Source organism: Streptomyces sp. NPDC091682 (genome assembly GCF_044756625.1).
In the GTDB taxonomy this organism is placed as follows: domain Bacteria; phylum Actinomycetota; class Actinomycetes; order Streptomycetales; family Streptomycetaceae; genus Streptomyces.
The window spans coordinates 56,510-78,169 of the sequence record NZ_JBIVTH010000003.1; the positions used below are offsets into that span (position 1 = coordinate 56,510).

Consider the following 21,660-nt stretch of genomic DNA (forward strand, 5'->3'; position numbering starts at 1 on the left):
CCCACCGGAACCGTCACCTTCACCGGAGCCGGGCTCAACCAGACCGTGACCCTGGACGCGAGCGGCACCGCATGCGTCACCACCAGCAGCCTCACCAGCGGCACGGTCACCGCCGTCTACAACGGCAGCGGATGCTTCTCCGCATCGACCGGCACCGCCCCGGTGACCGTCAACCAAGCGGCCAGCACCACCACCGTGTCGGTGACCCCCAACCCCTCGGTGTGCGGCCAGACCGTGACGGTCTGCGCCACCGTCACCGCAGTCGCACCCGGCAGCGGCACCCCCACCGGAACCGTCACCTTCACCGGCCCCGGCGGACTCAACCAGACCGTACCTCTGAACGCGGGCGGCAAGGCCTGCGTCACCACCAGCAGCCTCACCAGCGGCACGGTCACCGCCGCCTACAACGGCGACGGATGCTTCAAGCCGTCGACGGGGACGACGGGCGTGACCGTGAACAACGCCCAGACCACGACCGCGCTCACCATCACCCCCAACCCCGTGGTCTGCGGCCGCCCGGTGACGTTCTGCGCGACCGTGACGACCGTCGCGCCGGGCAGCGGTACGCCCACCGGGACGGTCACCTTCACCGGCCCCGGCGGCTTCGTCCAGACCGTGACGCTCAACGCCGGCGGCACAGCCTGCGTCACCACCACCGCGGGCGCCAGCGGCACGGTGACCGCCGTCTACAACGGTGGCACCTGCCACAGTCCGTCCGCAGCGGCGGCCAACCTGACCGTGAACCCGGCTCCCACGACGCTGACGGCGGCCCCGGCGCAGATCCGCCTGCGGACGAACGGCACGTTCGTCATCCAGTCGATGAGCGCCACGCTCAAGGTCACCTCCACCGCCGCTCCGCTTCCCGGACAACTGGTCACCTTCAGGGCGAACACGTCGCTCGGGCCCATCGTCCTGGGGACCGCGCTCACCAACGCCGGCGGGGTGGCGACACTGGCCCCGCCGACGCTGACGGTTCCCAGCACGGTGATCACGGCGACGAGCTACACCGCGTCCTTCGCGGGGACGAGCTGCTACGCCGCTTCCACCGTGACGGCGCCGCTGACACTCGTCCTCTCCCCTCTCCTTCCCTGACCGAACACCGGTCACCGCTCCGGCCGCCACGGGCCGGGGCGGGCCGGCTGACCGGGGCGGCGACCGCCCCGGTCAGCGGTGACCGTGAAGACACCTGTGGTACTCGGTAACAGGCCGGGGCGGCGCCGACGAGGGACTCGGCGTCGCCCCGGACACGTGGGGAGCGGCAGGTGATCAGGACGCGGGACGCCGACGCAGTAGCGGGGACAGGGGCAAAACCGCATCTGTACCGTGAGTACGACCGTGCCCCCGTAGAAGGCAGCCCGTCATGAGCGAAGCCACGAGCCGTGGCCCCGAACGCGTCGTCATCGTCGGGGGGAGCCTTGCGGGCATGCTCGCGGCAGCAGCGGTCAAAGACCACGTCGGTTCCGTGGAGATCCTCGAGGCCCACGATCTGCCCGCAGGACCCGAACCGCGCACCGGAGTACCCCAAGCCGCCCATATCCACTGGCTGCAAGCCGGCGGCGCAGAGGCGATCGACGCCCTGCTACCGGGCAGCATCGACCTGTTGATGGCCGCGGGCGCCCACCGCATACCGGTGACCACCAACATGGTGATCTTCTCTCCCGAGGGGTGGTACCGCCGCTGGCAGCGCGCCACCCACTACGTGATCACCGCGAGCCGGGACCTGACGGACCTCGTCGTCCGCAGCGAGGTCCTCAAAGACCCGCGGGTCACCGTGCGTACGCGCACCAAGGCCGTCGGACTGCTCGGCGACCGCCGTACCGTCCGGGGCGTACGCCTTCGCGATGCCGACGGCACCACGTCGGACCTGCGCGCCGACCTGGTCATCGACGCCTCTGGACGGGCCTCCCGCCTGCCCCGGTGGCTCGCCGAGCTCGGTCTCACCGGTCTCGCCGAGGAGCGTCTCGACTCCGGCATGGTCTACGCGAGCCGCCTCTACCGGGCCCCCGTCCCCACGCGCGGCTGGCCGGTCGTCGGAGTACAGGCCGACCCGCGTCTGCGCCGACCTGCCAAGGCCGGCGGCATCCTGCCGATCGACGGTGACCGCTGGCACGTCAGCCTGATGGGAGCCCCCGGTGGAGAGCCCACTCGTGCGGCGGAGGACTTCGAGCCCTTCGCCCGTACCCTGCGCCATCCCGTCATGGCCGACCTGCTGAAGCACGCTGAACCGCTCGGCGAAGTCAGCGTCTCCCACAGCACCGCGAATCGGCGCCACTACTACGAACGGCTCAGCGCCCGGCCCGACGGCCTGGTGGCACTGGGGGATTCCGTTGCCACCTTCAACCCCGTATATGCGCAGGGCATGTCGGTGGCTGCGCTGGGCGCGCTCGCCCTGCGTGACCTGCTCGCGACCGGCTCGCCCCGCGACCTGGCCCACCTGGCCCACCGGGCCCAGCGCGCCATCGCCCGGCCCGTGCACATCGCTTGGACCCTCGCCACCGGTCAGGACGTCCATTTCGCCACGACCAAGGGCCGGCACCCGAAGCTCGCCGACCGCCTCCTGCGCCGCTACGTCAGCCGCCTGTCCCGCACGGCAACCGGATCGTTCCGTGCCGCCACGGCCCTGACGGACGTCCTGGCCCTCCAGGCCCCGCCCACGTCCCTCGTCAGACCCGGTGTGCTGCTGGCCGCCCTGATCGGCCCCTTGCGCCCTCAGCTCGACAGCCCTCAGTTCAACCCTGCGGAACGCCAACTCCTGGACGGTCTGTCCCGCCGAGAGGCCCCAGGGCCCTGAACGCCGGGCGGGGCCGACCCTTCGGTCGCCCCCCCCCCGCCGGCGAGCGTCAGCTGAACGACGGGATGATGTGGGAGCCGTACGCGTCGATCGTGGCCTCCCGCGCATCGTGCATGTCGTAGACGGCGAACTGGTCGACGCCCAGATCGCGCAGGGCCCGTAGCTTCTCGACGTGCGCCTCTACCGGGCCCAGCAGGCAGAAGCGGTCGACGATCTCGTCGGGGACGAAGTCGGTGGACGGGTTCCCGGCCCGACCGTGGTGGCTGTAGTCGTAGCCCTGGCGGGCCTTGATGTACTCGGTGAGCTCCTCGGGGACCATGGTGGAGTGCTCGCCGTAGCGGGAGACGAGGTCGGCCACGTGGTTGCCGACCATTCCGCCGAACCAGCGGCACTGGTCACGGGCGTGAGCCAGGGAGGCTGTCGAGTCGTCGGCCGTGACGTAGGCGGGGGCCGCTACGCAGATGGTGAGGGACGCCGGGTCGCGGCCCGCCTCGGTCGCGGCCTGCCGCACGGCCTTGACCATCCACTCGGTCAGGTAGGGGTCGGCGAGCTGGAGGATGAACCCGTCGGCCTTCTGGCCGGTCAGGGCCAGCGCCTTCGGCCCGTACGCGGCCATCCAGACCGGAAGTTTCCCGTCCTTGATCCAGGGGATGCGCAACGGCTTGCCGTCGACCTCGGCCTCGCGGCCCTCGGCGAGGTCGCGGATCACCTCGATGGCCTCGCCGAGGCGTGCCAGGGTGTTGGGGGCCCGGCCGGCGACGCGCATGGCGGAGTCGCCGCGGCCGATGCCGCAGACGGTGCGGTTGCCGTACATGTCGTTGAGGGTCGCGAAGGTGGAGGCGGTGACCTCCCAGGTGCGCGTGCCCGGGTTGGTCACCATGGGGCCGACGTGCAGTTTCTGCGTGTTGGCGAGGATCTGGCTGTAGATGACGAACGGCTCCTGCCAGAGCACCGCCGAGTCGAAGGTCCAGCCGTAGCGGAAGCCGTTGCGCTCGGCTCGCTTCATGAGGCTGATGACCTGGGATGCGGGCGGGTCGGTCTGCAGGACGAGGCCGAAGTCCATGGGGCGGCTCCTTGACGCTTTACAGGTACTGGCAGGTGGAGCGGGGGACGAAGGCCCCGTGGCCGGCCCGGCCGGTGAATTCGCGCCGGTCGATGACGAGTTCGCCGCGCGAGAGCACGGTGTCGACGCGTCCGGTGATCCGCCTGCCCTCGTACGCCGAGTAGTCCACGTTCATGTGGTGGGTCTCGGCGGAGATGACCTGCTCGGCGTGCGGATCGTAGAGCACGATGTCGGCGTCGGAGCCCGGTGCGATGGTGCCCTTCTGCGGGTAGAGGCCGAACATCCGGGCCGGGGTCGCGCACGCGATCTCGATCCAGCGGCGGCGGCTGATGTGCCCGTCCAGGACCGCCTGGTGGAGGAGGTCCATGCGGTTCTCCACCCCCGGCAGCCCGTTGGGGATCTTCGAGAAGTCCCCGCGGCCCAGCTCCTTCTGGCCCCGGAAGCAGAAGGGGCAGTGGTCGGTGGAGACCACCTGGAGGTCGTTGGTCCGCAGGCCCCGCCACAGCGCCGCCTGGTGTTCCTTCGGCCGCAGCGGTGTGGAGCAGACGTACTTGGCGCCCTGGAAGTCGGGCTCTTCCAGGTTGTCGGTGGACAGGAAGAGGTACTGCGGACAGGTCTCCCCGAAGACGGGCAGGCCCTTGTCGCGTGCGGCGGCGAGCTCGGCGACGGCTTCCTCCGCCGAGACGTGGACCACGTACAGCGGGGCGCCCGCGACCCGCGCCAGCTGGATGGCGCGGTGGGTGGCCTCGGCCTCCAGCAGGACCTTGCGGACCTCTCCGTGGTGGCGGGGGTCGGTCTCCCCGCGCGCGAGGGCCTGTTCGACGAGCACGTCGATCGCGATGCCGTTCTCGGCGTGCATCATGATCAGCCCGCCGTTGGCGGCGCCGCGCTGCATGGCGCGCAGGATCTGCCCGTCGTCGCTGTAGAAGACGCCGGGGTAGGCCATGAACAGCTTGAAGGAGGTGACCCCCTCGCCGACGAGGTGGTCCATCTCCTTGAGCGTCCTCTCGTTGACGTCCGAGAGGATCATGTGGAACGCGTAGTCGACGGCGCAGTTGCCGTCGGCCTTGGCGTACCAGGTGTCGAGCCCCTCGCGCAGGGAGTGGCCCACGCTCTGCACGGCGAAGTCGACGATGGTGGTGGTGCCGCCCCAGGCGGCGGCTCTGGTTCCGGTCTCGAAGGTGTCGGAGGCCGAGGTGCCTCCGAAGGGAAGCTCCATGTGGGTGTGCGCGTCGACCCCGCCGGGGATCACGTACTTCCCGGTCGCGTCGATCGTGCGGTCGGCCGTCCAGGCTCCGGCGGCGGCCGAGCCGTGTGCGGCCAGCGCCGCCACGCGGCCGTCCTCGATCAGGACGTCGGCGTGCAGTTCGTCGGAGGCGGTGACGAGGAGGCCGCCGCTGATCAGGGTGCGGATGCTCATGTGATCCCCCTACTGGATGCTGCGCAATGCCTGTTCGAGGACCTCGGCGCCCTCTTCCGCCTCGGCGACGGTGAGGGAGAGCGGCGGCGCGATGCGCAGCACGCTGGTGTTGTACCCGCCGCCCTTGCCGAGCAGCAGGCCGCCCTCGCGGGCCGCCTCCAGGACGGCCGCGGCCGCGTCCGGGTCGGCCTCGTCGGTGCCCGGCTTCGTGAGTTCGAGGCCGGCCATCAAGCCCCGGCCGCGGACCTCCCGTACGGCGGGCACGGTGGCGGCGATCGCGCGCAGCCGCTCCAGGAGCATGCCGCCGACGCGGCGGGCGTTGCCCTGGAGGTCGTGCTCCAGCAGGTACGCGAGGTTGGCGACGCCGGCCGCCATGGTGACCGGGGAGCCGCCGAAGGTGGAGATGGAGTTGGAGTCCAGGCAGTTCATCACCTCGGCGCGGGCCACGACCCCGCCGATGGACATGCCGTTGCCGATGCCCTTGGCGAAGGTGAGGATGTCCGGCGGGCCGTTCTGGGCGTGTGCCTGCCAGCCCCAGAAGTTGTCGCCGGTGCGGCCCCAGCCGGTCTGCACCTCGTCGCTGATCCACAGGATGCCGTGGCGGTTCAGGACCTCGCGGAAGGCGCCGTAGAGGCCGTCGGGCGGGGAGGTGAAGCCGCCGACGCCCTGGATCGGTTCGGCGATGAGGGCGGCCACTCCCCCGCGGGCCTGGCCGAGCACGTCCTGGAGGTCCTCTACGGCGGCGGCGGTGAAGGCGGCGTCGTCGAGGTGGGCGAGGGGGCCGCGGGTGCGGACGGCGCCCTGGACGTAGTAGGTCTGCAGCGGCGAGAGGCTGGTCGGGGACCAGCCGCGGTTGCCGGTGATCGAGACGGTGGAGAAGGACCGGCCGTGGTAGCTGTTGCGCATCGCCAGGATCTGGTTGGAGCGGCGGTACGTCGTCGCGAGCAGCAGGGCGGTGTCGTTGGCCTCGGTGCCGGACGTGGTGAAGAAGACCCGGGCGTCGGGGATTCCGGAGAGGGCGGCGACCCGCTCGGCCAGCTCGATCATCGGCCGGTTGAGGTACAGGGTGGAGGAGTGGATGATCCGCCCGGCCTGCTCGGACACGGCCTTGGTGACCTCGGGCAGGGCGTGGGCGGTCATCGTGGTGAGGATGCCGCCGAAGAAGTCGAGGTAGCGGTTGCCGTCGGCGTCCCAGACGTGGCGGCCCTCGCCGTGGGTGAGCTCGATGGGGTGCTTGTAGTAGAGCGCGAGCCAGTCGGGCAGGACGGTGCGGTGGCGGCTGTGGAGCGGGGTCGGGTTGGTCACGGTTGTACGAGCCCTCCGTAGGCGTCGGGGCGGCGGTCGCGGTAGAAGGCCCACTGGTCGCGGACCTCCTTGATCAGGTCGAAGTCGAGGTCGCGGACGACGAGTTCCTCGTCCTTGTCGCTGGCGACCTCCCCGACGAACTGACCGCGGGGGTCGACGAAGTAGCTGGTGCCGTAGAAGTCGTTGTCGCCGTACTCCTCCTGGCCGACGCGGTTGATGGCCGCGACGAAGTACTCGTTGGCGACGGCGGAGGCGGGCTGCTCCAGCTGCCACAGGTACGCGGACAGGCCTCGGGAGGTGGCGGAGGGGTTGTAGACCAGCTGGGCTCCGGCCAGGCCCAGTTGGCGCCATCCCTCGGGGAAGTGGCGGTCGTAGCAGATGTAGACGCCGATCCGGCCGACGGCGGTGTCGAAGACGGGCCAGCCGAGGTTGCCCGGACGGAAGTAGTACTTCTCCCAGAACCCTTTGACCTGGGGGATGTGGTGCTTGCGGTACTTGCCCAGGTAGCTGCCGTCGGCATCGATGACGGCAGCGGTGTTGTAGTAGAAGCCCTCGCTCTCCAACTCGAAGACCGGTACGACGATCACCATGCCGGTCTCGCGGGCGAGGTCCTGCATGCGGCGTACGGTCGGGCCGTCGGGGACGGCCTCGGCCCAGCCGTAGTGCTCGGGCTCCTGGACCTGACAGAAGTAGGGGGCGTTGAAGACTTCTTGGAAGCCGATGATCTGCGCGCCCTGGGCGGCTGCCCGCCGCGCGTGCTCCTCGTGTTTGGCGATCATCGATTCGGTGTCTCCGGTCCAGGTGGCCTGGACCAGCGCGGCGCGGACGACTTGGGCCATGAGCTGCTCCTCGCGACGGGAACGCCGAGTTCTACGCACGTAGACGGTGTGCGTAGGGAGTAGAACGTAGGCCTCGTCACACCGTGGGGCAAGACCGCCGTGCACGGTTGGAGTAGTCGATCACGTTACGTCGCCGCGCGGTCGAATGCGGTCACCAGGCGGGCGGGTTAGGTGCCCCTAGGGGGCGGCGATGCCCGCCACCCGCAGGGCGTGGACCAGATCGCGGTGCCGGGGTCCGGGGAGTGCCCGGGCCGCCCCGAGCAGGCGCGGGGCGAACCACTGCGGGTCGTGCCGGGCCAGGCCCGCCGCCTCCTCGGCGGTGCGCACCCGGACGAAGGCGCCGAGCAGGGCGTCGGCCTCGCGGATCCGGCCGGCCCCGCCGAGGGCGAGCGCCGCCTCCGCGACCTCACCGGCCGGGCGGGCCGCGGCCTGGCGCAGCAGGGCCTCGCAGTCGGCCTCCCGACCGGCGGCGCCGAGGGCGGCCGCGGCCGCCGCAAGTCGCTCGGGCGGGAGCGAGGCCGCCTCCCACAGCAGGGTGGCCCAGTCGGCCGCGAGCCCGGCCCGGGTCAGCTCGGCGGCGACTGCGGGCAGCTGCTCGGCGGGCCGGGCCGCGGCCTCGCACAGCAGGGCGTGCGCCTCGCCGCTACGACCCTGGGCGCGCAGGGCGAGCAGGGCGGCGGCGATGACTCCGGGGAAGCCCGCCGAAGGCCCCGCCGAGTGCGCGGGGTTCGGCGCGGCTTCGCCAGCGGCGGGCGCGTCACGGTCGGGGGCAGGGGTGGGGGCGGGGTCGGGGTCGTCCGGGAGGGCGAAGCGGGCTCCGCGCGGCGCGGGGAGCGCGGCGCCGGGACCGGAACCCGGCGTGCCGTCCCCACCGGGGTGTCCCGGCGGCGGGGTGAAGGCAGGGGCCACGGGGGCCGCCGAGCCCGCGTACCGGGCGCCCCCGGCACGCCGCGCACCGCGCAGCCACCGCCCCTCGGCCCGGCCGACCGGCGGCTCGGCCCGTACGGGGGGTTCTTCGGCTGCGGCCGTGTCCGCCCGGTGGCCCGGCCCGGTACTCGGTGCGGTGTCCGGCCCGGCGCTCGGCCCGGCACTCGGTGCGGTGTCCGGCCCGGCGTTCGGTGCGGCGCTCGGCCCGGCATTCGCCTCCCGCTGCCGGGGTACCCCCGGTAACCACGGTGCGGCCTCCGGCCGCGCCGGCCACAGCCCGTCGGGGCCCACGTGCAGGGCCCGCAGGCGGGCGGCCAGGTCTTCGTGGCGAGCCACGGCGCGGGCCACGTCGTCCTGGACCCAAGCGAGTTCCCGGGTGAGGGCGTCCGTCTCGGCCCGGTCGGCGGCCCGGCCGAGCCGTACCGTCAGGTTCCGCAGGGCCGTCTGCGATGTGGCCCGCTGGGCCACCGCCGCCGCGAGCAGGGTCCGCAGCTCCCCCTCGCCGCCCGGCAGCCGGTCCCACACGGCGACGGCCGCCGCCCGCAGCTGGGCCGCGTATACGGTCTCCCGCGCAGCGAACTCCGCGCCCCGCGCCCCGGCCAGGTCCCGCAGCAGCGATTCGACCATGTCCCACGGGGGCATCGCCGCCCCGTCGAGACAGGCCTTCATCCCCTCCGGATCCCGGCGCAGGAACTCCCCGTACCAGCCCGCCCCGGGGTCCAGTCTCTGCGTCAGCCCCAGCAAGTACCCCGAGAGTTGACTGATCGCCAGCGAAGTCGCGGTCTCCATGACCGCATTGGATCCCACCTGTGTTACGGGCGGGCTACGGGAATCTCAAAGCTTGACGGCGATCGCGGTGTGCGGACGCTTGCCCCGGCGCGCCAGGGCAGCGGGCACGTCCACCACCCAGAACTGCCAGGTGTACTTGCGGGACATCAGCTTCCGCACCCGCCGCAGCCCCGCCTCGCCGAGCAGCCGGGCCTCGCCCTCCCGCACCCGTGCCCCTTCCTCGACGCGCCCGCGCATGTCGCAGGCGGTGACGGTGACCCGCCCGTTGTTGCGGATCCGCTTGACCTTCCACGAATCGCTGCGCGTCCACACGTACAGCTCACCCCCGTCGGCGACCGCCCACACCGGTGTCGCCACGGGCGTGCCGTCCTTGCGGAAGGTGGTGAGGCTGACGTACCGCGCCCTGCCGAGCTCTTCGAGATCCATGTCCGCACCCTAAGGGCTGTCCCGTAATCCGCGGTGGGTCAGCGCGCGGCGTCAGATGCGGTGCATCTCCCCCAGCTACCGCTGGGAGGGGCCCCCGGGCGGAGGGTCGTCCTCATACTGGGCGTATTAGGGCGATACCGACAACGCGGCGAGGTGCCGTAGCTGGCGCCGCGCGCCCGCCGGGGATTGCGGGACAGCCCTTAGGCCGTCAGGCGGGCGGGGTCTCTCCGTGGCTGACCGTTTCCCACGCCACGAACAGTTCGTCCGTCCCGGCCGGCCGGGTCTTCTCGACCAGGGCGCGGGTGTACGGGAGCTTCGCGCCGGTCCGGGTCTCGTAGTGGTGCAGGGCCACCTCCAGGTCGGGCCCCATGGTCCGCTCCACCTTGCCCCCGCACAGCCACGGCGGGGCCTTCGCCCCGAGCTGGTACTTCGCGTGGAACTCCAGCGCGGTGCGCAGCCGGGCGGACTGCTCGCCGTACAGGTCGACGCCCTGGTGCCAGGCGGTCTCGGCGATGTGCGCGGACGCGGCGAGCGCGTAGCCGACGTGCATCAGGTTGCGGCAGGTCTCCTGGGCGATGCCGTCGACGTAGGTGCCCTGGTCGAACCAGTACGCCTTGACCTGGGCGGCCGTCTGGATGGCGGCGGACCGCGGGGACATCGGGCGGGGGCCGTCCATCCGGAGGTAGAAGTACGCCGGCACGCGCGCCCGGAACCGCTCCAGGGACTCCCGGAAGATCGCCTGGTCCTCCAGGAAGACGGCGATGGAGACGGCGGCGTCGGTCATGGCCAGTTCCCAGTTGCCGTTGTAGGCGGGCACCTGGGCGCGGACGGCCGGCAGGTAGGCCGTGCGCAGCATCTGCTTGAACCGGGTGACCCGGGGCTCCGCCCAGTCCGGGTAGTCGGCGTGCATGATCTCGGCGGCCCGCGCCCAGCTGGATCCGGACCAGGCGGCCTGGAGTCCGGCGTTGTCCTCGCGGTGCTTCTTCATCACGGCCGACCAGGCGTCCATGATCTGCACGGCCTTGCGCGCATGGGCGGCCCTGCCGTTCACCGACCACAGCAGGGCGTGGCTGTAGGCGGCGATCGCGTCCTGTCGTTCGTCGAGACAGGACTGCGGCCCGCTGTTGAAGGGGCAGGGGACCACGTCGGCCGGGTGCGGGGTGTAGTCGAGCGAGGCGTAGCGGCTGCCGAGGAGCGCCCGGTAGGCGGAGAGCCAGGGTTCCTTGCCGGCCGCGACCATCTGCTTCGCCTGCCGCAACTGGCCGTGGCTGACGACGACGCCGGGGTGGTGGAAGACCACGTCGCCGGCACGGTGGCGGTCTTCGGGGGCGGTGCACGCCGCGAGCAGCAGGCCGCCCGCGAGGAGGGCACCGACGACTGCGAAACCGACTCGCTTGGAAGCGTTCATGGCTGACACGCCTTCACGCTTGCCCCGCGCTCCGCACCTCCCACCGCCCATTGGGCCGTCTGGCCGCCGGGCCCGCCCGAACGGCAGGCCGGGACGTGCCTCAGGCCGAAACGTGCCTCAGGCCGGGACGGCGGCGCAGCGTCGCAGCAGATCGTCCAGCGAGAGGCCGAGCGCCGCGGCGAGGGCGGCGACCGTGAAGAAGGCGGGGGTGGGTGCCCGGCCGGTCTCGATCTTCCGCAGCGTCTCGGCGGAGAGCCCGGCGCCGGCCGCGACCTCGACCATGCTCCGGTCGCCGCGGGCCTCGCGCAGCAGGACGCCGAGCCGCTCGCCGCGCTCGCGCTCTTCGGGGGTGAGGGGGGTTCGGACCATGCGCCCATCCTACCCCGCACACCAATAACTATCCCGTTATTTTTATACCGGTATAGTTATTGGCATGGTGAAACTGAAGACGGACCGAGAGATCGACGAGATGCGGGCCGCGGGCCGGGTGGTGGCCCGCGCCCTGGCCGCCGTACGGGAGGCCGCCGACGTGGGGGTGTCCCTGCGGGACCTGGACCGGGTGGCCCGCGAGGTGCTCCGCGGGGCCGGTGCCACATCGCCCTTCCTGGGCTACCGGCCGCCGTTCGCGCCCGTGCCCTTCCCCGCCGTGGTGTGCGTCTCGGTGAACGACGCGATCGTGCACGGCATCCCCGACGACTACCGGCTGCGGGGCGGCGACCTGGTCAGCGTCGATTGCGGGGCGGAGCTCGGCGGCTGGACCGGGGACGCGGCGGTCAGCTTCACCGTCGGTCCCGCCCGGCCCGCCGACCTCCGGCTGATCGAAACCTCCGAGGCGGCCCTCGCCGCCGGGATCGCCGCCGCCGTGCCCGGGAACCGGATCGGCGACATCGCCCACGCGATCGGCACCACCTGCCGCGCCGCCGGGTACGGAGTGCCGGACGGCTTCGGCGGTCACGGCATCGGCCGCACCATGCACGAGGACCCGGGCGTGCCCAACGAGGGCCCGCCGGGACGCGGCATGAAGCTGCGCCCCGGCCTGGTCCTGGCCATCGAGCCGATGCTGATCTCGGGCGGTACGGACGACTACGCGTGCGACGCGGACGGCTGGACCCTGCGGACCGTCGACGGCAGCCGCGCCGCGCACTCGGAGCACACGGTCGCGATCACCGCCGACGGCCCGCGGATCCTCACCACCCTCTGAGCCGGCTCCCGAACCGACTGCGGCCGCTACGGCTTCCCGTGCGGGTGGACCACCATCGCCGAGCCGCCGCCCCGGCGACTGGTCTCGGCCGCCGCCAGCCAGCGCCCGTCCGGCAGCCGCTGGACGCCGGTGGCCGCGCCGATCTCCGGGTTCTGCCGGAAGCCCTGGCCGATCGCCTCCAGCTCCGCGCGCAGCGGGCTATTCCACAGGCCCGGCTCCAGCTCGGTGGTGGTTTGGTTGCGCTGACTGGCCCGCGGCGCGGCGATCGCGTCGACCAGCGGCAGACCCCGGTCCAGGTGGCCGATCAGGGTCTGCAGCACGGTGGTGATGATGGTGGCGCCGCCCGGGGAGCCCACCGCGAGCACCGGGCGGCCGTCCTCCAGCACGATCGTCGGGGACATGGAGGAGCGCGGCCGCTTGCCGGGGCCGGGCAGGTTCGGGTCCGGGACCCCGGGCGCGGCCGGGGCGAAGGAGAAGTCGGTCAGCTCGTTGTTCAGCAGGAAGCCGCGTCCGGGAACGGTGATGGCGCTCCCGCCGGTGGACTCGATGGTCAGGGTGTACGCGACCACGTTGCCCCAGCGGTCGGCCGCCGTCAGGTGCGTGGTGTTCTCCCCTTCGTACGTGGTCGGGGCGGCCTGACCGGAGCCGCCGCAGGCCGCCGGGTGGCGCGGGTCACCGGGGGCCAGCGGGCTGGTCAGCGTACGGTCCGGTGCGATCAGGCAGCCGCGCGAGTCGGCGAACCGCTGCGAGAGCAGTTGGCGGGTGGGCACGTCGACGGCTGCCGGGTCGCCGACCCAACGGCCCCGGTCGGCGAAGGAGATCCGCGAAGCCTCGATGAAGCGGTGCAGGTACTGCGTCTCGGACAGCTTCGAGAGGTCGGTCCGCTCCAGGATGTTCAGCGCCTCGCCGACCGTGGTGCCGCCGGAGGAGGACGGAGCCATGCTGTACACGTCCAGGCCGCGGTAGTTCACCCGGGTCGGGTCCTGCCGTTTGGTCGCGTACGCGCGCAGGTCGGCGGTGGTCAGGTCGCCGGGGCGGACCTTGCGGGTGGCCGCCGGGTCCACCGGGGGCGTCCGCACGGCCCGGACGATGTCCTCGGCGAGGGGGCCGCGGTAGAGGGCGCCGGTCCCCTTGCGGCCGAGTTCGGCGTAGGTGGCGGCCAGGTCCGGGTTCTTGAAGGTGGAGCCGACCACCGGCAGTGCGCCGCCGGGCAGGAACAGCTCCTTGGTCGCCGGGAAGTCCTTGAAGCGGTCCTGGTTGAGCTCGGTCTGGGCCCGGAAGGTGCTGTCCACCACGAAGCCCTCGCGGGCCAGTTTCTCGGCGGGTTTCAGCAGCTTGTCGAGCGGGCGGGTGCCCCAGGCGTCGAGGGCGCTCTTCCAGGTGGCGGGGGTGCCGGGCACGCCGACGCCGCGGCCGCTGGTCTGGCCCTCGGCGAAGGGGATGGGGAGGCCGTTCTCCTGGAAGAGGGTCTCGGTGGCCGTGGCGGGGGCGGTCTCGCGGCCGTCGATCGTGTGCACCCGGCGCGAGCGGGCGTCGTAGTAGACGAAGTAGCCGCCTCCGCCGATGCCCGCCGAGTAGGGCTCGGTCACCCCGAGCGCGGCGGCGGTGGCGACCGCCGCGTCCACGGCGTTGCCGCCGGAGCGCAGGACGGCGATGCCCGCGGCGGAGGCGTCGGCGTCCACGCTGGCGACCGCCCCGCCGTAGCCGGCGGCGACCGGCACCTTGGCCGGTGCGGCGGTCGTGGTGGGCGGGGCCGCGGCCCCGGTGGAGACGAGCGCCCCGGCGAGGGCGACGAGTGCTAACTGACGTGCGGCGGGAGCACGCATGCGGTTCCTCCGGTCGACGGCCGGTCAGGTCTGGTTGGCGCAGCGTAACTTCACCGCACCCCCCGCGTCAGGAAGGCGGCCCGGCCGCTACCATCCGCCGCATGAACGACGACGTGCGCAACATCGTGCTCGGGGTGATAGCCACCGCCGTCAGCGGCGGCTTCGGCTGGTTCGCCCGGACCTATCTGTGGCGCCGTACGCTGCGCCGCAAGCAGGCGTTCTTCGGACTGCCGGCCGGCGCCGAGTGCCTGTTCGTGGTCAACCGGCAGATGGGTGGCAAGGAATCGTCGGTGCACCGCAACGACGCGTTCGCGCTCCTGGAGATCTCCGCGCTGATCAAGGACTGCGGGGCGAACGTCCAGATCGTCACGCACGCCGAGGCGCGCCAGGGCTTCGGTGACCGCGCCGAGTTCTGCGTCGGCGGCCCGACGTCCAACACCCGTACGGTCGCGCACCTGGCCTCGATGCTGCCGGGAGTACGGGTGAACATGGACGCCGAGGAGCACGAGGACCGGGGCGCCATCCAGGTGGGCGGCGAGAGCTACCGGTGGGCCCCCGGGCGGGTCGAGCACGTGCTGTTGGCCAGGCTGACGGGCGCGCAGGGCGGCCGTCCCGTCTTCCTGCTCTCCGGGCAGACGGCGGTCAGCAACCAGGCCGCCGCCCGCTATCTCGCCCGCAACCACGAGCGGCTGGCCCGCACGTACGGGAAGGATCCCTTCTGCCTGATGCTGAAGGTGGTCAACTCCGATGCCTACGGCCCCGATGTGACCGAGCTCGCGGCCGATGTCACCCGGGCCGCCCTGACACCCGAACCGGCAGCCGTGTGATCCCGTTGATGAAGTTGGAGACCAGCCGGCGCGGCGGTCCCGCCAGTTCCGGCGCGGGCATGGCCGCGCACCACTCCTCGTAGAGGATCCGCAGCTGGAGCCGGGCGAAGTGGGCGCCGAGGCAGACGTGCGGGCCGTCTCCGAAGGAGACGTGCGGGTTGGGGGTGCGCGCCAGGTCCAGGCGGCCCGGGTCGGCGAAGACGCGCTCGTCGTGGTTGGCGGAGGCGTGGAAGACCACCACCTTGTCCCCGGCGCGGATCCGCTGCCCGGCCAGATCGGTGTCGACGGCGGCCGTGCGGCGGAAGCTGAGCACCGGCGGGTGGACGCGCAGGAGTTCCTCGACGGCCCGGTCGAACGGGACGGATCCCTCCGCGAGCCGGCGGTAGGCGTCCGGGGCCCCGGCGAGTGCGAGCAGGCCGCCGGGGGCGGCGCTGCGTACGGTGTCGTTGCCCGCGACGGTGAGCAGGAAGAAGAACATCTCCAGTTCGGCCGGGTCGAGTCCGGCCCCGGCGAGGGCGGTCAGCACGTCGTCGCCGGGGTGGGCGCGCTTGTGGTCGGCCAGTTCGCGGGCGTACGCGAACATCTCGCCGAGCAGGGCCGGGGAGCGCGGGTTGAGCGGGGTGCCGTCCGGGCCGAGCAGCGGCGCCGGGGCGTCGTCGGGGTCCTGGTACCCGATGATCCGTACGGTCCACTCCAGCAGCAGGGCCCGGTCGGCGGCCGGGACGCCCAGCAGGTCGGTGAGGTTCAGCAGCGCGTACTCGTCGGTGACGGCGCGTACGAGGTCGGCGGCGCCGTCCACGGCGTCCCGGCGGGCGGCGGCGAGCAGGGTGCGGGCGCGCTCCCGTACCCGTTCGGCGAAGGCGTCGACGCGGGCGGGGGTGAAGGCTCGGGACACCAGCCGGCGCAGCCGGCCGTGCTCGGGCGGGTCCTGGTTGAGCATGGTTCGGCGCAGGAAGGGCAGGTCGGCCGGGTCGGGGTCGCGGATCTGGGTGGCGCCCAGCCAGGAGGAGTACGTGCGGTGGTCGCGCAGGACCCGTACGACGTCGGCGTGCCGGGTGACGGCCCAGAAGCCGGGGCCGGCGGGCCAGCCCCCGATCTCCGGCTCCGCCTGCCGGGCCACGGGGTGCCGCTCGCGCAGCAGCCGGTAGCGCTCGTGCGGGACGCCGGCGGCGTAGATGCGGGGGTCGAAGACGTCGGGGACGTCCGCGGCGTGGTCCATGGGGCCACCGTGACGGGTGCCCGGCCCCGACCGCAAGGGTGCGGCACCGTGGGCCGGGGGTGCGCCGGGCCGGTCAGCGTTTGCGGTCGCAGTCGGCGGCCGGGAGGGTGGTGTCGGGGCCCATCAGGATGACGGGGCTGAGGCCGTCCGTCAGGACGGCGGTGCCGATGGTGCACACGATCTGCATGCGGGCCAGGTCCGAGAGGTCGCCCACGGCGAACGGCACCCGGACCGTCGTTCCTGCCTGCGAGGTCGGGCTCACCGCCATCTGGTCCTCCTGTCCGGCGGACAGCCGGGGCAGGGCCGTGGTGAGCCCGACCTCGGCGGCCCGGCCGCGGGGGCCGTCGAACAGCAGCCCCAACAGCACCACGGGGTTGAGCCGGTAGCCCTCCGCCAGGCTGAAGGGGCTCGGGGCGAGTCGGTCGCCGTCCTTGGCCACGAAGTAGAGGAAGTTGCCCTTGCCCCCGGAGACCTTGACGGTGGCGGAGTGGCCACTGTCGATCACCCCGCTGCGTTTGATCCCGCATCCGGTGAGCAGCAGGGCGCAGCCGACCAACGTGGCCGTGGCCACCGCTGCCCGGGATCTCGTTCCGTGCCCGGTCACGCGTGGGCCTCCAGCGGCATGTCGAGGGTGAAGACCGCTCCCCCGGTGGGCCCGTTGGCCGCGAGGAGGGTTCCGCCGTGCAGGCGGACGTTCTCCAGGGTGATGGCGAGGCCGAGGCCGCTGCCTGCGGAACGGGTCCGGGCCGCGTCGGCCTTGAAGAAGCGGTCGAAGATGTGCGGCAGCACCTCGGGGGCGATGCCGGGTCCGCTGTCGGCGACGTCGATCAGCAGCCGTTCGCCGTCCTCGCCCGGTGCGGTCCGTACGGTGATGCGCACGGGGGCGCCGCCGTGCCGCAGGGCGTTGCCGACGAGGTTGGCGAGGACGACGTCGAAGCGGCGCGGGTCGAGCCGGGCGCGCACCTGGTCCGGCAGCTCGGCGACGATGCGGTCGTCGACCCAGTGGCGGCGCTCCAGGGTCTTGCGCACGGCTTCGGCGATGTCCACGTCGTCGAGGTTGAGTTCGGCGGCCCGGGCGTCGAAGCGGGAGATCTCCATCAGGTCCTCGACGAGGACGGCGAGCTTGCCCGTCTCGGTGCTGACCAGGTGCAGGGCCTTGGCCGTGTCGGCGTCGAGGCGTTCGGCGTCCTCGTCGAGGACCTCGGTGACGGCGAGCATCCCGGCGAGGGGGGTGCGCAGTTCGTGGGAGACGTCGGAGGCGAACCGGCGGGCGCGGATCTCCGCGTCCTGAAGCTCGCGCACGGACTGTTCCAGGGCGCGTGCGGTCTCGTTGAAGGTGCGGGCGAGTCCGGCGAGCTCGTCGGCGCCCCGGACCTCGATCCGGGTGTCGAGGCGGCCGCGGCCGAGGTGCTGGGCGGCCCGGCGCATGTCGCGGACGGGCCGCAGCACGCTGCGGGCGGCCAGCAGCGCGGGCACGATGGCGATGGCCAGGCCCGGGACGGCACCCTGCTTGGCGGCGTCGACCATGGCCTCCACGGTCTGCTTCTCGGTGGAGAGCGGGACGCTGGCGTAGAAGACGGCTCCAGTGGATTCGGTGGATCCGTTGTGTTCGAAGAGGGCGGGGACGCCGATGGTGAGCCAAGGGTTGCCGCGCGCGTCCTCGACCCGCTGGAAGGCGGTGTAGTCGTGGCGGCGGACCTTCTCGCGCAGGTTGTCGGTGATCACGCTGGAGGTCGGCGTGCCGGGGTTGGTGGAGACCCGCACGCTGCCGTACTCGCCGAAGATGATCCACGGGTGGGGTTTGCCGCGCTTGCCGAGTTCGATGACGATGCGCTGGAGCTCCTGCTGGTCCAGCGGAAGACGGAACTCCTGCTGCTCGACCTGGTCCCGCAGGGTGCTGATGGCGGTGTCCTGGGTCTGCTTGAGGATCGCGTTGCGCGCCTGCTGGTAGGTGAGGGCGGCGGTGGTCACCGCGCTGATCGCGGCGACCAGCAGGAAGGCCGCGATCAGTCGGGTGCGCAGGCCCAGCGGCGCGATGCGTCTCACGGTCGCCTACAGGGGACCGAAGCGGTAGCCGAAGCCGCGCACGGTCTGTATGTAGCGGGGGCTCGCGTCGGGGTCCTCGACCTTGGTGCGCAGCCGGCGCACGCAGGCGTCCACGAGCCGGGCGTCGGCGTGGTAGCTGTGGTCCCAGACGTACTCGAGGAGTTGCTGGCGGGAGAAGACCTGCTCGGGCGAGGCCGACAGGTGCAGCAGGAGCTTGATCTCGCTGGGGGCCAGCGGCACGCGCTCGCCGTTCTTGGCGACGCTCAGCCCGGCGCGGTCGATGGTCAGTTCACCGTGGTGCTCGACCCCGGAGCGGGTGCCGACGGGGTCGCTGAGGCGGCGCAGTACGGCTTTGATGCGGGCCTCGATGACCTCGGTGCGGGCGGGTTTGACGATGTAGTCGTCGGCGCCGGCCTCGAGGCCGACGACGACGTCGAAGTCGTCGCCGCGGGCGGTGAGCATGATGATCGGCACCTGGCTGGTTTCGCGGATGCGGCGGCAGACCTGGACCCCGTTGATCCCCGGCAGCATCAGGTCGAGCAGGACGAGCTCGGGGCGGAAGCCGCCCATCAGTGCCAACCCTTCCTCGCCGGTCTCGGCGGAACGCACGTCGTGGCCCCGGCGGCGCAGGCCGAGGCCGACCCCCTCGCGGATGGAAGGGTCGTCCTCGATCAGCAGTACGCGTGGCATCCGGTCAGTATCCCAAAGGTGTTGCGGGGCTTACTTCCCCCCTATCGGCCGATCCTGCGCCAGAGGGAGTTCAGCATGTCGGTGATCTCCGTCAGGCGCAGCGGCCCGGCGAGGAGGACGACGACGAGGGCCAGTGCGACGGTTCCCGCCCCGAGCGCGGCGAAGTTGCCGAACCGGTCGACGGCGAGGGCTGCCGCGTACCCGACGACGGCCGCCGGTGCGCAGGCGACCAGCAGGCGCAGGTGGGTCCGTACGGCGGTCGTGCGCCGTTCGCTACGGGTGCCCGCGCGCGGGCCGAGTCGGCGGGCGAGGGCGTACGCGGTGACGGCGGCGCCCGCGAGGAAGGCGACGGAGGAGGCCGCGGCCATGCCGGTGGCGGCCCAGCGCGGGGACAGCAGGAAGTAGGCGGCGGCGGACAGTCCGGCGGTGAGCGCGGCGATGACCAGGTTGAGGAAGAAGGGGGTCCGGGTGTCGGAGAGGGCGTAGAAGCCGCGTGAGAGGACGTACTGCGCGGAGTAGGCGATCAGGCCGGGCGCGAAGGCGATGAGGATGCCCGCCATGACCTCGATGTCGGCGGCGCCGGTGCGGCCGTACTCGAAGACGCTGCCCATCACCCAGGGGGCGAGGGCGACGAAGAGCGCGGCGGCGGGTACGACGAGGGCGGCGCTGGAGCGCAGGGCGTAGGAGACGTCGCGGCGCACGGCGGCGAGGTCGCCCTCGGTGGCGGCCGCGCTCATCCGTGGCATCAGGGCGGTCACGAGGGAGACGGTGATGATGCCCTGCGGGACGATCCACAGCTGGTAGGCGTTGCTATAGGCGGTGTAGCCGGCGCCGCCCGCGAGTCCGGCTTCCACGGCGCGCTGTCCGGTGGTGGTGGAGAGCCGGGTGATGACCCAGTAGGCGATCTGGTTGGTGAGGACGAGCATGACCAGCCAGCCCGCGTTGCGCAGCGGGCGGCCGAGGCCGCTGCCGCGCCAGTCGAAGCGGGGGCGCCAGCGGAAGCGGGCGGCGCGCAGCGAGGGGACGAGGGCGAGGGCCTGGATGACGATGCCGAGGGTGGTGCCGAGGCCCAGGAGCCGGGTCTCGGCGGCGGTGAGGCCGGCCGCACCTCCTTGACTGCTCTGGGAGACCACGAGGAAGAGCCCGAAGACGCCGATGATGACGAGGTTGTTGAGGACGGGGGTCCACATCATCGCGCCGAACCGGCCGCGGGCGTTCAGCACCTGCCCGAGCAGGGTGAAGAGTCCGTAGCAGAGGATCTGCGGCAGGCAGTACCGGGCCAGGGCGACGGTGGTGCTCGCCTGGGCGCCGTCGTAGTCCGTGTACAGCGAGACGATCAGCGGGGCGGCGAGGACCGCGACGGTGGTGAGCGCCACGAGTGCGACGGTGCAGGCGGTGAGCAGCCGGTCGGTGTAGGCGGTTCCGCCGTCCGCGTGCTCCTTGGCGGCCCGGACGAGCTCGGGTACGAAGACGGCGTTGAGCGCCCCTCCGATGAGCAGGATGTAGATGATGTTCGGGACCGTGTTGGCGACGGCGTAGCCGTCGCCGAGGAGTCCGGTGCCCAGCGCCGCGACGACGACGGCGGAGCGGATGAAACCGGTGGCGCGGGAGACGATCGAACCGGCGGCCATGAGCGCGCCGCTGCGCAGCACCGAGGTCTTCCCGGACGGCGTGTCTGCGGCTCCCGGGGCGGCGGCCGCCCCGGTGGCGGTGTCGGTGTCGGTGGCCGTCACCGGCGGGCCAGGTAGGCCTGGAACGCCTTGTAGAGCGCCGCGTTGGCGACTCCGTCCATCGGTATCTCCCACTCTCCGAGCGTTTCGACGACCTGCCCGCCGGTACCGAGCTTCCAGCGCAGCAGTCCGAAAGAACGTTCGTCGGGGTCGAGGGTGGAGGGTACCCCGCGCATGTCGTATTCCTCCGCTCCGAGGGCGTGCGCGTCGCACATCATGCGCCACTGCAAGGCGTTGCTGGGCCGTACCTCGCGGCGGTGGTCGGCCGAGGCGCCCGTCTGGTACCAGACCCGGCTGCCGGCGGCGATCATCGTGTGGGCGGCGAGGATCTCGCCCCGGTGGACGCCCAGGTAGAGCCGCATGCGGCCGGGCTGTTCCTCGTTCAGGACCCGGTACTGCTGCTCGTAGTACGCGAGGGAGCGGCCGAGGCGGAAGCCGTCGCGCTCCTCGGTGATGCGCAGCAGCCGGTAGAACTCGGGCAGGTCGGCGAAGGTGCCGACGACCGTCTCCACGCCGGCCTTCGTGGCCTTGCGCACGTTGCGCCGCCATTCCTGGTTGAGACCCGACCACACCTCGTCGAGGGTGCGGCCGGCCAGCGGCACGCGGAAGACGTGGCGGGGCTGGGCGTCGCCGTCGTCCTCGCCGCCGCACCGCTTCCAGCCGCGGGTGCGCAGCCGGTCGGCGAGGGCGGCGCCCACCGGGTCGACCTCGGTCGCGAGGACGTCGGAGATCTGCCGTCCGGGCCCGGTCGCGGCCTTGACCGCGGCCGCGTCCCAGCGGCGGTAGACGGGGGTGGGTCCGATGCGGACGGCGAAGGCGCCCGAGGCGCGCAGGTGGCGCAGGAGCGGGTTCAGCCAGCGGTCGACGTGCGGATCGGACCAGTCGACGACGGGCCCTTCGGGGAGATAGGCGAAGTATTTCCGCGTGCCGGGGAATTGCCGGTAGAGAACGAGTCCGGCTCCCTGAATCTCACCGTCCGGATAGTGCCATCCGACCCTTTCCGATCGCCAGAGGTCCTTTACCCGCGCCCAGGACGGGTACTGGAGAAAGCTCGCACCCCCGTGCCAGTGGAGGAAGGTCTGGTATTCGGTGACGGACAGGGCGCGTACCCGGAGCTGCCCGTCCTGGTCATGGTCCTGCTGGGCGGGGTTCA

General features: G+C 72.4%; 19 protein-coding genes. 4 read left to right on the forward strand and 15 right to left on the reverse strand.

The genetic code is table 11. The annotated features are described in order from the left end of the window. Positions 1 to 1,092: Ig-like domain repeat protein (locus ACIQK6_RS08300; RefSeq protein WP_402694545.1), on the forward strand; the 1,092-nt coding region annotated here is incomplete at its 5' end. A 268-nt stretch (positions 1,093 to 1,360) separates the two neighbouring features. Continuing rightward, complete coding sequence (locus tag ACIQK6_RS08305; RefSeq protein ID WP_402694546.1) at positions 1,361 to 2,791, forward strand: NAD(P)/FAD-dependent oxidoreductase; 1,431 nt, start codon at positions 1,361 to 1,363, stop codon at positions 2,789 to 2,791. A gap of 49 nt (positions 2,792 to 2,840) precedes the next feature. Here ACIQK6_RS08305 and ACIQK6_RS08310 read toward each other — a convergent pair whose 3' ends face one another. From ACIQK6_RS08310 to ACIQK6_RS08345, 8 genes are all read right to left on the reverse strand, one after another. Beyond that, positions 2,841 to 3,854, reverse strand: a complete 1,014-nt coding sequence (locus ACIQK6_RS08310; protein WP_329097708.1) for a TIGR03842 family LLM class F420-dependent oxidoreductase — start codon at positions 3,852 to 3,854, stop codon at positions 2,841 to 2,843. Between the two features lie 19 nt (positions 3,855 to 3,873). Continuing rightward, positions 3,874 to 5,274: a dihydropyrimidinase gene (gene hydA, locus ACIQK6_RS08315; protein WP_329097710.1), complete on the reverse strand. Its 1,401-nt coding sequence runs from the start codon at positions 5,272 to 5,274 to the stop codon at positions 3,874 to 3,876. A 9-nt stretch (positions 5,275 to 5,283) separates the two neighbouring features. Continuing rightward, positions 5,284 to 6,579, reverse strand: a complete 1,296-nt coding sequence (locus tag ACIQK6_RS08320) for an aspartate aminotransferase family protein (protein ID WP_329097712.1) — start codon at positions 6,577 to 6,579, stop codon at positions 5,284 to 5,286. Further along, positions 6,576 to 7,418 (reverse strand): nitrilase-related carbon-nitrogen hydrolase, encoded by an 843-nt coding sequence (locus ACIQK6_RS08325; RefSeq protein WP_189740752.1) that lies wholly within the window; start codon positions 7,416 to 7,418, stop codon positions 6,576 to 6,578. Before ACIQK6_RS08325 ends, ACIQK6_RS08320 begins: the two co-directional genes overlap by 4 nt. A 177-nt stretch (positions 7,419 to 7,595) precedes the next feature. Continuing rightward, entirely contained in the window at positions 7,596 to 9,134 is a 1,539-nt protein-coding gene (locus ACIQK6_RS08330) for a hypothetical protein (RefSeq protein WP_402694547.1), read from the reverse strand. A 45-nt stretch (positions 9,135 to 9,179) separates the two neighbouring features. Further along, complete coding sequence (locus ACIQK6_RS08335; protein ID WP_402694548.1) at positions 9,180 to 9,560, reverse strand: PPOX class F420-dependent oxidoreductase; 381 nt, start codon at positions 9,558 to 9,560, stop codon at positions 9,180 to 9,182. Positions 9,561 to 9,768: 208 nt separating this feature from the next. Then, on the reverse strand, positions 9,769 to 10,968 hold the full coding sequence (locus ACIQK6_RS08340) for an alginate lyase family protein (RefSeq protein WP_329097718.1): 1,200 nt from the start codon (positions 10,966 to 10,968) through the stop codon (positions 9,769 to 9,771). A gap of 117 nt (positions 10,969 to 11,085) precedes the next feature. After that, positions 11,086 to 11,337 carry a helix-turn-helix domain-containing protein gene (locus tag ACIQK6_RS08345; RefSeq protein WP_266606319.1) on the reverse strand — a complete coding sequence of 84 codons (252 nt, stop codon included), beginning with the start codon at positions 11,335 to 11,337 and terminating at the stop codon, positions 11,086 to 11,088. A gap of 64 nt (positions 11,338 to 11,401) precedes the next feature. Here ACIQK6_RS08345 and map point away from each other — a divergent pair, with 64 nt between their 5' ends. Beyond that, complete coding sequence (map, locus tag ACIQK6_RS08350; RefSeq protein WP_329097720.1) at positions 11,402 to 12,169, forward strand: type I methionyl aminopeptidase; 768 nt, start codon at positions 11,402 to 11,404, stop codon at positions 12,167 to 12,169. Positions 12,170 to 12,195: 26 nt separating this feature from the next. On the opposite strand, the gene ggt is transcribed toward map, so the two are convergent. After that, positions 12,196 to 13,995, reverse strand: a complete 1,800-nt coding sequence (ggt, locus tag ACIQK6_RS08355) for a gamma-glutamyltransferase (RefSeq protein WP_329097722.1) — start codon at positions 13,993 to 13,995, stop codon at positions 12,196 to 12,198. A 101-nt stretch (positions 13,996 to 14,096) separates the two neighbouring features. On the opposite strand from ggt, the gene ACIQK6_RS08360 reads away from it, so the two are divergent. Then, on the forward strand, positions 14,097 to 14,822 hold the full coding sequence (locus tag ACIQK6_RS08360) for a hypothetical protein (RefSeq protein WP_329097724.1): 726 nt from the start codon (positions 14,097 to 14,099) through the stop codon (positions 14,820 to 14,822). Here the strand turns inward: ACIQK6_RS08360 and ACIQK6_RS08365 are convergent. The 6 genes from ACIQK6_RS08365 to ACIQK6_RS08390 form a co-directional block, all read right to left on the reverse strand. Then, positions 14,782 to 16,041: a cytochrome P450 gene (locus tag ACIQK6_RS08365; protein WP_329097726.1), complete on the reverse strand. Its 1,260-nt coding sequence runs from the start codon at positions 16,039 to 16,041 to the stop codon at positions 14,782 to 14,784. The genes ACIQK6_RS08360 and ACIQK6_RS08365 overlap by 41 nt on opposite strands. Positions 16,042 to 16,114: 73 nt before the next feature. Continuing rightward, a complete protein-coding gene (locus tag ACIQK6_RS08370; protein WP_402694549.1) occupies positions 16,115 to 16,612 on the reverse strand; it encodes a hypothetical protein in 498 nt (165 codons plus the stop codon). Positions 16,613 to 16,641: 29 nt separating this feature from the next. Beyond that, positions 16,642 to 18,087 (reverse strand): HAMP domain-containing sensor histidine kinase, encoded by a 1,446-nt coding sequence (locus tag ACIQK6_RS08375; RefSeq protein ID WP_329097729.1) that lies wholly within the window; start codon positions 18,085 to 18,087, stop codon positions 16,642 to 16,644. A gap of 6 nt (positions 18,088 to 18,093) precedes the next feature. Then, complete coding sequence (locus ACIQK6_RS08380) at positions 18,094 to 18,777, reverse strand: response regulator transcription factor (RefSeq protein WP_329097730.1); 684 nt, start codon at positions 18,775 to 18,777, stop codon at positions 18,094 to 18,096. A gap of 41 nt (positions 18,778 to 18,818) precedes the next feature. Then, positions 18,819 to 20,510, reverse strand: coding sequence for a murein biosynthesis integral membrane protein MurJ (murJ, locus tag ACIQK6_RS08385; protein ID WP_402694550.1), 1,692 nt, complete (start codon positions 20,508 to 20,510; stop codon positions 18,819 to 18,821). After that, entirely contained in the window at positions 20,507 to 21,607 is a 1,101-nt protein-coding gene (locus ACIQK6_RS08390) for a peptidoglycan bridge formation glycyltransferase FemA/FemB family protein (protein ID WP_329107516.1), read from the reverse strand. Before ACIQK6_RS08390 ends, murJ begins: the two co-directional genes overlap by 4 nt. Positions 21,608 to 21,660 lie beyond the last annotated feature (53 nt).